Below are 14,706 nucleotides of genomic sequence, written 5' to 3' on the forward strand. Positions count from 1 at the left end.
TGCTTATGCAGTTCTCTCAAGTTTGCCTTTTCCAGTTAATCCGCTGACGCTTCAGATATGCTCTTAGTTAGTGTTTTATAACAGTGATTCTTATTAGAATAAGGTTATGCAAGAGACCGAAAAGAAAAAGAAATTAAAAAATAATATCGAAATGAATTCCACTCAAAAAAAGCCTGACAGCCTCAAAAATACTAATGAGTCTGTTTCTCCTGCCCGGGAAAATAGAGCGCCCATCAAACCAGATGAAGAAAGCGCCTTCCCGATAGTCGGCATAGGTGCTTCTGCAGGCGGGCTTGAGGCTTTAGAGAAATTTTTCATTAATATGCCCCATGATAGCGGTATAGCCTTTGTCATCATCATGCACTTTGATCCCGCAGCAAAGAGCGTCATGGCTGACATATTAAAGAGATATACAAAAATGGAGGTATTTCAGGTAGAAGATGGGATGAAGGTTGAACCAAACCATGTGTATATCATTCCGCCTAACAGGGATATGGCAATATTTCACAGGACGCTGCACTTATACGAGCCTGTAGTGAGCAAAGGTATCCGGCATCCGATCGATTTCTTTTTCCGATCTTTAGCCGACGACCAGAAAGAAAATGCTGTTTGTATTATCCTCTCAGGAACAGGAACTGAAGGTACTCTGGGCTTAAAAGCCATAAAGGGTGAAGGCGGAATGGTTATGGTTCAAAGTATGGAATCTGCTACTTATGACGGCATGCCAAGAAGTGCCATAGCTACAGGGCTTGTTGATTATATTCTATTACCAGAAAAAATGCCTGAGCAACTGGTAAGCTATGTAAATCAATTTTACGCCAGGGAAATAACGAAACCTGAAAGAATCGTAACCGAACAAATTGTCAATTACTTACAGAAAATAATTATCCTTATCCGAACCCAGACAGGGGTTGATTTTTCTGCCTACAAACAGAGTACCCTCATCCGCAGAATTGATCGGCGGATGAGTCTCCACCAGATCAAAAACATATCCGACTATGTACGTTATCTTCAGGAGAACAAGCCTGAAATCCAGATTCTCCACAAAGAATTTTTAATCGGAGTTACCAGTTTTTTCAGAGATCTTGAAGCTTTTAGAGATCTTAAAGAAAAGATAGTACCAGAGATATTAAAAGATAAAAGCCTTGATCAACCTGTGCGGATCTGGGTTCCGGGCTGTTCAACAGGCGAAGAAGCCTACTCTATAGCCATCGTCCTTAAGGAGTATATGGACGAGGTAAAAAGTAACTTCCATGTCCAGATTTTCGCAACAGATGTAGATCGGGATGCTGTTGAAACAGGTCGTTTGGGTGTTTACCCCAGTAATATCACAGTTGATGTATCTCCTGAGCGTTTAAATCGTTTTTTTATAAAAAATCCTGATACCTACAGTATAAAAAAAGAGATCAGGGAAATGGTGATTTTTGCTCCTCAAAACGCTATCAGCGATCCATCTTTTCTCATGTTAGACCTGATAAGTTGTAGAAACCTGTTGATTTATCTGGTTCCTGAATCACAGAGAAAATTATTGCTCCTTTTCCATTACTCCTTAAATCCAGGCGGATACCTTTTCCTTGGCAGTTCTGAGACGGTAGGCGAATTTACAGAACTTTACTCTGTTGTTGATAAAAAATGGAAAATTTATGAACGCATAGGGGAAAGGGCACATTTACCTTTGATAGCAGAACATGCCCCGATAGCTCCGTGGGTTGGAATCCCGAAAGTAGGTGAAATAAAAGCCGGAATCAATATTGGCATGAAGATTGAAAAGATGCTGCTTGATACTTACACCCCTCCGTGCGCTATCATAAATGAAAAAGGCGATGTCCTTTATATCCATGGTAGAACAGGTAAATATCTGGAGCCTGCCACTGGAAATTTCCGTTCCAGTATCATAGATATGGCACGCGATGGCTTAAGAACCGAGTTAAATATTGCCATTCATAGAGTCGTAACACAAAAAAAAGATGTTATCTTCAAAAATTTGAATGTAAAGACCAATGGCGCTTATCAAACCATTGATTTAACAGTCAAGCCTATTAAAGAATCGACAATGCAGGGACTTATAATGGTCACTTTTGAGGATGTTCCATCTGCTAAGCCTTCAAGACCGGTAAAATCAACTTACAGATCAAAACAAGCTAAAGAGCATATTGCAGAACTGGAAAATGAATTAAAGTCCACCAAAGAAAATCTCCAGGCAACAATAGAAGAACTTCAGACCTCCAATGAAGAACTCAAATCAGCCAATGAGGAACTGGTAACGCTTAACGCAGAGCATCAGGCCAAAATCGAGGAACAGTCAAAAACCGTCAGCGACCTGAACAATGTGCTCGCAAGTACAGAAATTGCCACACTCTTTCTGGATAACGACCTGCGAATTAAAGGTTATACCCCTGCGACCACCAAAGTAATTAACCTTATTAAAACTGACATCGGACGCCCTGTCGGCGATATAGTTTCTAATCTGGAATATGAAGACCTGCAAAGAGATGCGAAGGAAGTGCTCGATACTCTGGTTTTGAAGGAAAAAGAATTGAGAGATAAAAAAGGGTCCTGGTATTTAATGAGAATCTTGCCCTATCGAACCATAGACAATACCATCGATGGCGCTGTTATTACATTCATTGATATCACTGAGCGCAAGCGGGCTGAGCAGATGGAGAAGGATGCCCGGGTATACGCAGAGAGCATAGTGGACACGGTGCAGGAATCTCTTCTGATACTGGATAAAGATCTGAGGGTAATATCAGCTAATCCGTCTTTCTATAGCACTTTTCAAGTTTCACCAATGGAGGCTGAAAACAAATTCATTTACGACATAGGCAACAGACAGTGGGAAATTCCCCGCTTAAGAGAATTGCTGGAAGAGATCCTACCCAAGAACAGCCATTTCAAAAATTTCGAGGTTGATCATGTGTTCCCTGGCATAGGGCGAAAGGTAATGTCACTAAATGCCCGCCGAATCTATCAGGAGGGAGTAGGCACAGAGAGAATCCTCCTGGTCATTGAAGATATAACCGAGCACAAGCAGGCAGCACACTAATGAATGCTGATGAATGATTATTATTGAAGAATCAATATATATTTTATAGTATAACCACCATGTTAATATAAGAAATAGTCTTAAGAGTTAGTATAATATAATGCAAGTGTAAACTGAATCCAAGAAAAGTGGGAGATAAAAAAAAATTACGTCTGAACTGGAAAAATCAGAAGCCCTGCGCAAGCAGGCAGAGAGAGCGTTGATAGGTCAGACTGTAGACTTGCAGAAGCTATCGACCGAGGATGTCAAGAGCATAATTCACGAACTGCAAGTGCACCATATAGAACTGGAGATGCAGAACGAAGAGCTTCGCAGGACACAGAGTGAACTTGAGGAATCGCGAAACAGGTATTCTAACCTGTATGATTTCGCTCCCATTGGTTATTTTACTTTTGATAAGAACGGGCTTATCATAGAAGTAAACCTCACCGGTGCCAATAAATTAGGAATGGAGAGAAGCTTTTTGATTAAAAAACCGTTTTCTCGTTATATAACTTTTAGCAGTAGGGATGTATTTTATCAGCACCTGCGGAAGGTTTTTAGAACCAATACCAAGCAAACTTGCGAGATTAAACTTGTGGATAAGAATAAAAATCAATTCAATGTTCAACTGGAGAGCCTGGCAGTACAGGATAGCGGGGGTAACTTCAGCCAATGTCGAACAGCGATAATTGACGTCACGGAACTTAAGAGAGCAGAAGAAAAATTGCAAAGAGCGGACGATGAGTTGGTAAAATCCAACGAAGCGTTACAAGCTGAAACTGTCGAGCGCAAGAGAGCTGAACAAGCCGAGCAGGATGCTCGTGTATATGCCGAGAGCATAGTAGAAACATTGCGAGAATCCCTGGTGGTTCTGGATGTACAGTTGCGAGTAGTGATAGCAAATCAGACTTTTTACAGGACTTTCAAGGTTTCATTGGAAGAAACCGTGAACAAATTCATCTACGACCTTGGTAACCATCAGTGGGATATTCCAGAACTGCGAAAACTGCTTGAAGAAGTTCTCCCCAAAAACATTAAGTTCCATGATTTTGAGGTTGACCATGAGTTTCAAAACATAGGGCGTAGAACGATGCTGCTTAATGCCCGCCGGATCTATCAAAAAGACGGCGATATAGAGCTGATACTCCTCGCCATTGAGGATATCACAGAGAAAAAGAGGCTTGAATCGCAGTTATTGCGCTCCCAAAGGATGGAGAGCATAGGCACGCTTGCAGGCGGTATAGCGCATGATCTCAACAATATGCTGACGCCTATGATGCTATCCCTGCAAATGTTAAAAGAAAAATACAAAGATGAACAGAGCCAGAAATTGCTTACTATTCTTGAACAGAACTCCCAGCGTAGTGCTAATTTAATAAAGCAAGTCATGTCATTTGCGCGCGGGATGGAGGGTGAACGCAAACCTCTCCAGGTATCGCATATCATATCTGAAATTGACAAAATTGCAAAAGAGACCTTCCCGAAAAACATCGAACTCCGAACTAATGTACCAGATGATCTCTGGACAATATCCGGAGATGTCACACAGTTGCACCAGGTCATAATGAACCTGTGTGTAAATGCACGCGATGCAATGCCATACGGCGGTGTATTAAGTATCTCCGCTGAAAATTTCTTTGTTGATAAGAACTTTGTGCGGATGCACACTGACACAAAAGTCGGTTCTTATGTTGTCATTACAGTCTCTGATACCGGGACTGGTATTCCTCCTAAAATAGTTGACAGGATATTTGAGCCCTTTTTCACGACAAAAGAGCAAGGCAAAGGCACAGGTCTTGGTCTTTCAACGGCTCTTGCAATTGTGAAAGGCCACGGCGGATTCATTAATGTGTATAGCGAAGTCGGGAAAGGAACAGCGTTCAGGGTATATTTGCCCGCGATTAAAACAGAAATACATGAAGCATGTGAGCAGCAACCTGGATTGCTCGTTGGAGACGGGGAATGGATTCTCGTTGCTGAAGATGAGGAATCAATTCGTGATGTCACTTTCTCGACATTGGAGATGAGCGGGTATAAAGTGCTTACGGCTAACGATGGGGTAGAAGCAGTTGCATTGTATGCTCAAAACAGGGATAAAATCAAAGTTATTCTTATGGATATGATGATGCCTGTAATGGACGGCCAGGCGAGCATCCGGGCAATCCGGAGAGTTAATCCGCAAGTCAAGATTATCGCAGTTAGCGGATTAACCGAAAAAGATAGACTTGCGAAAGTCGCAGAACTTACAAACGCTTTTTTGCCAAAACCTTACACCGCTGAGAGATTGTTGAAAACCATACATGAGGTTTTGAGGGCGAAATAGGGGTATTAACATTCCCTGTGTTCCACGGGATAGACTGATTCCGATTCAAATGGAGCTTTTCCTCTCCTCCACCTGCCGCACTATCTGCGGGTAATTCCCGAACACCGATGCCAGGTCAATCGTGCTTACAACATCAACGATACCGATAGCTGCTACCGGGTTCCCTTTCCTGTCCCGGATGGGTGCGACCACGACAGGAATTCCTTTATATGCCCCTCTATCAGGTATGGTATGTATCACGCTGTTCTTTACAAGAGCTTCTTCAAGTACGGGACCTGTATAATCCCTATCGACCACGTTTCCCCGCTCAAGCCTTACCCCTTTCCTGTTTTTGCTTCGCATCGTGACGGGAAGGGACAGCAGTTCATGCACCATTTTTGCAAAAGGCAGTAGTTCCTCACTGGTAGAATCCTCTGATATTCGTAATCCGGACATTCTTAACACTCCGTTAATAAAATCGGCTTATACTCTCTTATATTTATCGTCATCCGTGAAACTTAATAAAGCAATATAAAAAAATCTGCCATCTTTATTAAAATAGGTCAAAATAAGATAATCAACCATAGAGTCAGCTATTAACGCGGTTCATAACCGAACATGAAACAGCATCGGTAACGGACTGGTTGATTATTTTTAGGCTGAGCAGAGTACTTATAAATATAATGCCGAGGAAAATCTACTTATGAATATCAACGATATTCTTAAAAAGCTAAAGTACAAAGACGAGTATATTCAGACCGGTTGAACGTGTTAGAAAGAAGTAAATCATTAAATGGGGAGGTATATTCATGAATAAAAGCTATGAAATCGCAACGCTGGGAGGCGGATGCTTCTGGTGCCTGGAGGCTATCTTCAACGAACTGCGCGGCGTGGAGAAAGTTGTATCCGGCTACTCAGGCGGCAATGTGCCTGATCCGACCTATCGTGAGGTCTGCTCGGGAACTACAGGTCATGCTGAGGCTGTCCGGATAACATTTGACCCGCAGATTATCTCGTTCAGGGAACTCCTGCAGGTTTTCTTCACGATCCACGACCCAACGACGTTGAATCGCCAGGGGGCTGATGTTGGCACGCAGTATCGCTCGGTGATATTCTACCATACGCCGGAACAGAAAGCTGTTGCACAAGAGGTAATAGCTGAGCTTGAGAAGGCAAAGGTCTGGGATGCGCCTATTGTAACCGCGCTCACGCCGTTCTCGGCATTCTATCCTGCCGAGGAGTATCACCAGGAGTACTATAGTCGCAATCCTGAACAGCCTTACTGCCGTATAGTGATCGAGCCGAAGGTGGCAAAGTTTAGAAAGCAATACCTTGCGAAGCTCAAGAAATGACTGTAGTTCACGGCGAGATCATAATCTAAAATCACTTAAAAATAATAAAGAGAAGCTTTATAATCTTCACAGTCGTTAAAAATGTAAGAGGTTGAGATATATGAGCAATGACCTACAGGAATTTTTGTTTAGTATTTTTGATTTAACGCAAGAAGAAAACACAATATTCAGAGAAGCTGTGACTCATAGTAGCAATGGAATTCTGCCCAACAATCAAAGGCTTGCCTTTCTTGGAGATTCAGTACTAAAGTTAATAATAAGCGAATATTTTTACAGAAGGCACCCTGATTGGAACAAAGGAAAACTTACGAAGTTGTGTGGGGGAGAGAATGAATCTAATAAGAATTTTGCCGATATTGCGATTAAACTTGAACTTGTAAAATATATGGATATCAAAAATCCTCCGCCTGCTTATAAAACCAATGAAACATTAAATGCAGAGGCTCTCGAAGCTTTGTTTGGGGCAATATACCTCAGCAGAGGTTTTGAGGAAACAAAAAGGATTGCATTAAAATATATAATTGCAGATGTAGAACAATTCAAGGATGATGATCTAGGCTATTTGGAGTGGATCAATGCTAATTCTCACGGCTTTGTTGTGAATTGTAATAGACAACCGAATCCAAACTATCTGATCCTTCATCTTGCAAGCTGCAACACAATTACTGGAACTCCGACAAATGGAAAGTCTTGGACGCTCGACTACATCAAAATATGTTCCTTAGATCAGAATGAACTTGAAAAATGGGCACAGCAGCAGGTTGGAGGCAAGCTGAAACATTGCCCTATCTGCAAACCTTGAGCATTTTTTCAAACAAAACTATGTGCAGTTAGAGCACCGTGCTCTTCCTCAGCCAGTCAATATCGCTCTGGTACAGCTCCCTCAAATCCTTAAGCCCCAGCCGCAGCATAGCCACGCGGCTCACGCCGAGCCCCCAGGCCAGTACAGGATATTTGATCCCGAGCGGCAGTGTGACCTCTTTCCGGAACACACCCGCGCCGCCAAGCTCAACCCACTTGCCCCTGCTCTCGATATATACCTCAGGTTCCACGCTGGGCTCAGTGTATGGGAAATATCCGGGTCTGAACCGCACCTCGTCAAAGCCCATCCTGTGATAGAACTCTGTCAGGCAGCCGAGCAGGTTCTTGAAACTCACGCCTTTATCCATCACCACGCCTTCAAGTTGCTCGAACTCGGGCGTATGCGTCGGGTCGATTGCCTCGCGCCTGTATGCGCGGTCGATGCAGAAGGCTTTTACGGGCGGGTCGGGATGGTCCGCGAGATATTTAATGGTCACTGCCGTAGTATGAGTCCTGAGCACCTGTTTGCGCGAGACCTCCTCGCTCCATTTGCCTCCCCAGCCTCTTGAAATGCCTGCGCCTCGCTCGTGCATCTCTTTTACAGGCGCGATATACTCTTCAGGAATGTCGCATTCTGTAGCGAGGTGGAAGGTATCCTGCATCTCTCTTGCAGGATGGTCCTGAGGCTGAAAGAGCGCATCAAAGTTCCAGAAAGAGCTCTGGACTATATCGCCTTTTATTTCCGTGAATCCCATATCAAGGAAAATCGAGCGCATCTCGTTGATAAGGCGCTGGTATGGATGGATCTTCGCGCCGTATATCGGTTTTACAGGAGTATGAATGTTATAAGGGCGGATTCTTCCGGTCTTCCATGCGCCGCTCTTTATTATAGCAGGTGTGAGCTGGGCTATTTCCTCTTCTATGGTCAAACCCGCTTCAGCAAGGGCTTTTCCTGCCTCTGTGATTGTGATGTTTCGTTCTTTTTTCTCTGTCTTTTCAACAAGGTTTCGCTTTATTAAATCTCTAGATGGGGACTCAAATATTACCCAGCCCTCTCCTAAATTAACCTTATGATCTTGTACACTCTTGGGGTTGCTAAAACGATGTGGTGAACCATATAGATTAGATGCTGGAAAATTTTTACAATAATGGCCTTCTCTATAGATATATTTCGTACTTTTACAGCCCATTTCTATTGCTTTTTTAATTATATGGCTTGGTACCTTATCACCACATTCATTTACATCATCTGTGGATAAGACTGCAGTTTCCTTATCTGCACTTTGCTTGAGTTTCTGAAGTACCTCTTCGTCCTCTCCGACTTCAGCACTTCCTGATGGGACTATCTTGTCCCCCTCTATTTTAGCCCAGTTTTTCTTACGCAGCCACCCGAGGGCTATTCCTACCATCTGGGGCGGGAATTTCTTTTTTAACTCAGAAAGAGAGAGCGGTGCAGTGAGTGAATTGATTATCTGGCGCTCCGGCAGAGAGATTTGCGCGTAAAGTTCGCCCTCTTTTGTGAGCGTGTAAATTGCCGTGAGCTTTTCTTTGACGTCACATAGACCTTTTTCAGCGAGAAGGAATGCGGACTGCATGGCTGCCTCGATGCTTAATCCGGAGTTCGCTGCAAGCTCTTCCGGGGAGACCCTGTCTTTTTTAGCAAGAGCCAGCAGAACGCGTTTTTCGTTATTTGTGAGGTTATATTCTTTCAAGGACGTCATAACACTGGTACCACAATGAACAGCAGAATATTTAATGATTTGCGAAAGTTTCGGGATAGTTTAAACTGCACTTCCATAATTATACTTTTAATCCTGCATCTTTAAGACCCCGGCACCTTTGATTTTTCCCTGCTTGAGTGATAATAGTGCTTCATTGGCATGCTCCAGTTTGAATTCCTGTATCTCAGGTACGATCGGTATCCTGGCTGCCAGTGGAAGAAATTCTTCGATGTCTTTTCGTGTAATATTGGCAACGCTTTTCAATTCTTTTTCATGCCAGAGATCCTGAGTATAATCCAGTTCCGGAACAGGTGTTGCTTTCCGGATAACATTTACGACCACTCTTCCGCCCTTCTCTGAATTCCCCAGAGCTTCACGCACTGTTATTCCCACCGGGGTAAAATCAATAGCGCAATTATGCTTCCCAGGCGGGATATCCCCGGGTACTCCAGCCCAGTCGGCTCCCAGTTTTTTGCAAGCTCCCTGTGTTCTTTACTCCTGGTAAAAACAAAAACCCTGCAATCCGGGAATTTATATTTTACAACCTGAATTACGATGTGTGCAGAAGCCCCAAAACCATAAACACCGATTGTCTGGCCATCTCCAACCCCGGAAAGTTTCAACGCTCTATAACCAACCGCCCCGGCGCATAGAAGAGGAGCTGCCCGGGAATCTGTCAATCTTTCAGGGATCGGGTAAGCGAAATCTTCAGATACGACTGTATATTCAGCATAACCCCCGTCGGCATCGCATCCTGTGCTCTGGAATCGCTCGCATAAATTTTCGTTCCCCCTCCGACAATGGAAGCATTTCCCGCAACTGGAATAAATCCAGCCGATCCCGACCCGGTCACCGATGTTGAATTTCTTTGCATCTTTTCCTCTATCAGCCACTTTCCCCACGATCTGATGTCCCGGAATAACAGGGAGCTTTGGTAAAAGCCGTCCCTCGATTTCATCAAGTTCGGTGTGGCATATCCCGCAGGCAGAAATTTTTACCAGGATTTGTTTTGGACCAAAATCGGGAACCGGCAGCTCTACCATACGTAAAGGTCCGGGCTCTTCTTCTATAGAGGGGATTATTTTTTCAAGTATCATTGCTTTCATTTTTTTACCTCTACATCAAAATGCTTGAGGACTACAGGGATCTTGTCAAGAAGGTCTGAAGCAACTATATGAAAACCTTTCTCCTCATAAGCCAGATCCCCTACTTTTCCATGTATGAAAGCACCTGCCGAGGCGGCATTAAAAGTATCGGTTCCCTGGGCAAGATAGGCTCCCACTATGCCGGAAAGCACATCCCCTGTACCGCCAGTCGCCATTGCAGGATTGCCTGTTCTATTGATCTTCAGTCTCTTTCCATCGGTTATTACGGTCTCATGCCCTTTCAGTAAGAGCGTGCATCTGTTTTCTTTTGCAAACTCTACGCAGGTTTCAACCCTTTCTTTCCAGCTATTTGGAACCCTGACCCCGGAAATGGTCTCAAACTCACCTGCATGCGGTGTTAACAGGAAGTCGCCATCTCGTAAAAATTCTAAATCATCCTTAAGTGCTTTGATGGCGTCTGCATCAATTAATGTCGGCAATTTTTTAACCTTTGATAAATGTAATATCTCGCCGATGGTGTCAACGGTCTCAGGTGCAAGACCTAATCCAGGGCCAATAATCAAAGAATCAACTTTTTCAAGCAGACCTTTGATGTAGGGGATGTTACGCTTGCTTAGAATGTCTCCTTCCAGAGGATGCACGATAATGTCAGGTGCATACGATTTAACAGCGGAAGACGCACTTTCGGGAACACCCGATATCGCAAGCCCTGCGCCTGTTCTTAATGAAGCCATCGCAGCAAGTGCCGGGGCACCTGAATACACGTCACTTCCACCAATTACCAGAACGTATCCGTAGTCACCTTTATGGGAGTAAAGGCTGCGCGGTTTTACGACCCTTCTGACGTCGCCGGGTCCGGTGAACAGTTCAGCTTCGATCGGTATCCCTATATCGCACACATATACCTTTCCCGTGTATTCCTCCATGTCGATCAAACCTTTTTTCATACGATGGAAAGTAACGGTTAACTCCGCCTTTATTGCATCTCCTTTAACGTCTCCTGTCGATGGGTCAAGTCCAGTAGGAGTGTCAATGGCGACCACAGGCTTCCCGGATTCGTTCATAAGTTGAATGGCTGTTGCGATCGGTTCGCGTATCGAGCCCTTAATACCGGTGCCCAGTATCGCGTCTATGATAATATCGGATGACTTAATCTCGTTCCTCAGCAGTTCCAGGTCTGAAGGGTTTCTTGCCTTAACTACTTTAATACCAACATCAAGGTTTGACAATACTTCCCAGTTAGTCTTCGCCTCATGTGTCCTGATATCATCCGGCTGCCCCAGCAAAATAACGCACACCGATGCCCCCAGGTTGAGCAAATGTCTTGCAGCAACACAGCCATCGCCGCCATTATTACCGGTGCCTGCTATGATGACGATTCTTTTCTCATCGACTTTATGATTCTCTTTAGTGATCCTTGCTGTTCCAGCGCCTGCATTTTCCATCAGCATAAGCCCCGGGATGCCTAAAGTTGCGGCATTTTCATCAATAGCTGCCATATCCTCGCTGGTCAGATACTCAGGCAGGTATTTTTGCAAATAGAACCAGTTCATGTCTTTTCCTTTTATACCCTTGAAGTTTGCTCTATTCCCCATGCATAACGTCACCGTATTTTATTCTTTATTTATCGTTCTATAATAATCAGGACAGGGTGTATATATAAATAATTTTGTAAAAGATTTTGAATTGCGCGAGGGTAGATGTATATACCGTCCGATACCGTGCGAAGTTAAGTATAAATACAAACAACAGGAAATTTATTGATGGGAGTTTTTTAAATGAGGAAAATGACCGAACAGCATCTTATCAACGCATTTGGAGGGGAGAGCCAGGCAAATATGAGGTATTTGCATTTTGCAAACCAGGCGGAAAAAGAAAAATTCAGTAATGTTGCCCGTTTATTCCGCGCGGTTTCCCATGCTGAATATATACATGCAGGAGACCATTACCGGGAGTTAAAGCACCTGGATGGGGGATTTGTCGCAAACAGCATGGCAGCTTTCGGTCCGGGTGATTCAAAGAAAAACCTTAAACTGGCTATCCTCGGCGAGACATTTGAAATTGAAGAAATGTACCCGGTATATATCGAAGTAGCAAAATTCCAGGGAGAAAAAGGAGCGCAGAGAAGTTTTGAATGGTCGTATGGCACTGAAAAAATGCATAAGCAGCTTTATGAAAAAGCATTAGATTCGGTTAATTCAGGAAAGGATGTTAAACTCGGTCCGGTACAGGTTTGCGAAGTTTGCGGATATACCATGGAAGGAGAAGCGCCTGATAAATGTCCCCTGTGCGGTGCATCCAGAGATAAATTTATTGCATTTAAATAAATACTATGAGATATGAAGAGAAACCACATACGGATAATCGGGTTCCTGCTGTGTCTTCCGTTCATATATGCGCTGTATTTTTGTACGGTCACCCAACCCACGCTGCTAATTATACCATGTATCCTGGCTGGCGAAAAGTGAATAAACTATCACTGCCAGTGCCTCGCCACTATCCCGTCAAATCCGCCATCAAAACTCGCCAGATGCTCAATATCCTTTGTTTTCATCAACTCTATTGTGGAACAATCTGTAAAACTCAACCTTTTACCTGCATATTTCACAAAAGTATTCCAGCTTTTCTCCAGTATGTCCCCATCCACAAAAATGAGAGCCATAAACCGCGGAACGTCTTTTTCTTCATTCCCGAGTATTAGATCCCTGACGCTTATTGCCTTACCGATATCCCCTGTTTTGTAAAGTATAAAGGTCATCGATTCATCAAAAACCATGTCCGAGGTAAATGCTGCCCCATACTTATTTTTCATGATATCTTCAACAAGACGGGCGGCAGGGGTATGATGCTCATCCCTCTTGTTAACATACGCGATGAAGACGCCGGTATCAATGAAAATACTCATCTTTCAGCTCCATAAACTACCATATCGATCTCTTTTTCAGTTGTAATAACACCCCAGTCACTCTGGACACTTTTTATTCTCTTGATGTCTTTTTCAGAAAGGGGAAGTTTAAAGAGCCTGCCAAAAAAATTCTCCTTTTTTGATCTTGCAAACTCTATGATGCCGGAGAACAACTCCTGCTGGGTTATCTTTTTACCGGTCCTGAGCGTTAGTTCAGCCTGAAGCATGTCGAATATGCGTTTATCCTTTTCGTGGACTTTGATGTTTTCAGTCATGTGTAAAAAGATAACTTTATCTTTTAAATACTTTTCTACCAGAACAAAGCAAGCAGTATTATTATAACTACCGTCAGCCCTTCCTGCATCAACGTGGCAAGCAGCATTATCTGCATTCCCATGCCGGGAGAGAATATGCCTGTATAGTAAGGTATCGTGAATCTCAGGCGCACAAGGCTGGAAAGTACTCTTCCGACTAACAGGATAATTACAATCTCTTTTGATGACAGTATCCCTTCAGCCAGAAGCCTGCCCGCTATCGTATACGCTCCCACGTTGCTTGCAAACCATGCTGCAATGACAGGCAGGCCCTGTGGCGGAAGATACCTGAGAACAGGTAAATCTTTCAGGTACATCGATATGATATCGAAAAATCCAATGTCAATAAGCTGGAACACGATTATCGCAGCGATCACCATTGTAGGGATAATGCCCCGAAGCGGTGCCAATGAAGCTGAAATTGCAGTCTTAAAAGCCTCGCCGAACTTTTTCGTCCTTATTTCCTGCCGGACTACTGCCGGTTTTTTGGGAGGCAACAAAATGCGCCCGAGAACAAGGGTTATTGCAGTGCGAAGAAGACCTATCATAACTACAATACCGAGATAGATCAATCCCGTAGTCCCGAGTAGTATTATGAGAACAGGGGTCAGGTCCCTGACAAAGATGAAAGTCGCAGGAAATGAGGTAACAAGGGAAGCAAGTATGGTCTCTGTCCGGTCGATCAAGCCTTTTTTATTGAGCTCTGCAATCATGGAATTCCCGGCGGTAGGAGAACCGAAAGACGCCATGAAGCTCACGCCCACCTCTTCCCGCAAATGCCCGAAACGCATGAATGGCGCGGTCACAAAGCCCAGCTTCTGTATCCAGCCGAGTTCGATAAACAGTTCTATCAGGACAATGCCGATGATTGTTGCAGGGATTACTGATGCGAGATATTCGAAGGCTGAGAGCAGGGCGTTAAGGAACATTACAGAATAATTGGCGAGGAGTTTTAATAAATGTTCTATAGCATAATGCCGAAATTTCCGTAACTTGTAAATACTACCTCAGCAGATTATTTTGTACGGGCACTGGGGTTGTTTAAAATGGTAAAAGTTCCAAAAGGTGAATCATTTCTGCCAAACTTTTCTTCAAAGGAATTGACTGAATTGTATCATAAGGAAGAAGATTCAAAAGCAAAAGTAAGGCTTTGGACTGCACCCCAAAAAGTGGACAG

General features: G+C 43.7%; 13 protein-coding genes. 5 read left to right on the forward strand and 8 right to left on the reverse strand.

The window, feature by feature from the left end; translation table 11 throughout:
• The first annotated feature begins 106 nt into the window (after nucleotides 1–106).
• Together MNV_RS05180 and MNV_RS05185 are read left to right on the forward strand one after the other, a co-directional pair.
• Nucleotides 107–3,046 carry a chemotaxis protein CheB gene (locus MNV_RS05180; RefSeq protein ID WP_096204305.1) on the forward strand — a complete coding sequence of 980 codons (2,940 nt, stop codon included), beginning with the start codon at nucleotides 107–109 and terminating at the stop codon, nucleotides 3,044–3,046.
• 199 nt (nucleotides 3,047–3,245) lie between these two features.
• Complete coding sequence (locus MNV_RS05185; protein WP_096204306.1) at nucleotides 3,246–5,351, forward strand: PAS domain-containing hybrid sensor histidine kinase/response regulator; 2,106 nt, start codon at nucleotides 3,246–3,248, stop codon at nucleotides 5,349–5,351.
• Between the two features lie 45 nt (nucleotides 5,352–5,396).
• Here MNV_RS05185 and MNV_RS05190 read toward each other — a convergent pair whose 3' ends face one another.
• Nucleotides 5,397–5,786 (reverse strand): DUF2111 domain-containing protein, encoded by a 390-nt coding sequence (locus MNV_RS05190; RefSeq protein ID WP_096204307.1) that lies wholly within the window; start codon nucleotides 5,784–5,786, stop codon nucleotides 5,397–5,399.
• Nucleotides 5,787–6,139: 353 nt separating this feature from the next.
• Here MNV_RS05190 and msrA point away from each other — a divergent pair, with 353 nt between their 5' ends.
• The gene (gene msrA, locus MNV_RS05195; RefSeq protein WP_096204308.1) at nucleotides 6,140–6,682 is read left to right on the forward strand and encodes a peptide-methionine (S)-S-oxide reductase MsrA; all 543 of its coding nucleotides are present in this window, start codon (nucleotides 6,140–6,142) and stop codon (nucleotides 6,680–6,682) included.
• A gap of 100 nt (nucleotides 6,683–6,782) precedes the next feature.
• Nucleotides 6,783–7,484, forward strand: a complete 702-nt coding sequence (locus tag MNV_RS05200; protein ID WP_096204309.1) for a ribonuclease III domain-containing protein — start codon at nucleotides 6,783–6,785, stop codon at nucleotides 7,482–7,484.
• Nucleotides 7,485–7,512: 28 nt separating this feature from the next.
• Here MNV_RS05200 and pheS read toward each other — a convergent pair whose 3' ends face one another.
• The 4 genes from pheS to MNV_RS05215 all read right to left on the reverse strand — a co-directional run bounded on the left by pheS (nucleotide 7,513) and on the right by MNV_RS05215 (nucleotide 11,905).
• Complete coding sequence (gene pheS / locus MNV_RS05205; protein WP_256999954.1) at nucleotides 7,513–9,204, reverse strand: phenylalanine--tRNA ligase subunit alpha; 1,692 nt, start codon at nucleotides 9,202–9,204, stop codon at nucleotides 7,513–7,515.
• A gap of 87 nt (nucleotides 9,205–9,291) precedes the next feature.
• A complete protein-coding gene (locus MNV_RS20090) occupies nucleotides 9,292–9,585 on the reverse strand; it encodes an MDR/zinc-dependent alcohol dehydrogenase-like family protein (protein ID WP_218837907.1) in 294 nt (97 codons plus the stop codon).
• 2 nt (nucleotides 9,586–9,587) lie between these two features.
• Nucleotides 9,588–10,310, reverse strand: a complete 723-nt coding sequence (locus tag MNV_RS05210; RefSeq protein ID WP_218837908.1) for an alcohol dehydrogenase catalytic domain-containing protein — start codon at nucleotides 10,308–10,310, stop codon at nucleotides 9,588–9,590.
• Nucleotides 10,307–11,905: an NAD(P)H-hydrate dehydratase gene (locus MNV_RS05215; protein ID WP_096204310.1), complete on the reverse strand. Its 1,599-nt coding sequence runs from the start codon at nucleotides 11,903–11,905 to the stop codon at nucleotides 10,307–10,309. Before MNV_RS05215 ends, MNV_RS05210 begins: the two co-directional genes overlap by 4 nt.
• Before the next feature lie 183 nt (nucleotides 11,906–12,088).
• Between MNV_RS05215 and MNV_RS05220 the strand changes: the two genes are divergently transcribed.
• On the forward strand, nucleotides 12,089–12,637 hold the full coding sequence (locus tag MNV_RS05220) for a rubrerythrin family protein (protein ID WP_096204311.1): 549 nt from the start codon (nucleotides 12,089–12,091) through the stop codon (nucleotides 12,635–12,637).
• Nucleotides 12,638–12,786: 149 nt separating this feature from the next.
• Here the strand turns inward: MNV_RS05220 and MNV_RS05225 are convergent, their stop codons facing one another.
• From MNV_RS05225 to MNV_RS05235, 3 genes are read right to left on the reverse strand one after another with little or no spacing between them, the layout of a single operon-like run.
• Nucleotides 12,787–13,215, reverse strand: coding sequence for a type II toxin-antitoxin system VapC family toxin (locus MNV_RS05225; RefSeq protein WP_096204312.1), 429 nt, complete (start codon nucleotides 13,213–13,215; stop codon nucleotides 12,787–12,789).
• Nucleotides 13,212–13,490, reverse strand: a complete 279-nt coding sequence (locus MNV_RS05230; protein WP_096204313.1) for a hypothetical protein — start codon at nucleotides 13,488–13,490, stop codon at nucleotides 13,212–13,214. Before MNV_RS05230 ends, MNV_RS05225 begins: the two co-directional genes overlap by 4 nt.
• Nucleotides 13,491–13,525: 35 nt before the next feature.
• Nucleotides 13,526–14,458: a nucleoside recognition domain-containing protein gene (locus MNV_RS05235; RefSeq protein ID WP_096204314.1), complete on the reverse strand. Its 933-nt coding sequence runs from the start codon at nucleotides 14,456–14,458 to the stop codon at nucleotides 13,526–13,528.
• Nucleotides 14,459–14,706 lie beyond the last annotated feature (248 nt).

The organism is Candidatus Methanoperedens nitratireducens (assembly GCF_900196725.1).
GTDB classification, from domain to species: Archaea; Halobacteriota; Methanosarcinia; order Methanosarcinales; family Methanoperedenaceae; genus Methanoperedens; species Methanoperedens nitroreducens_A.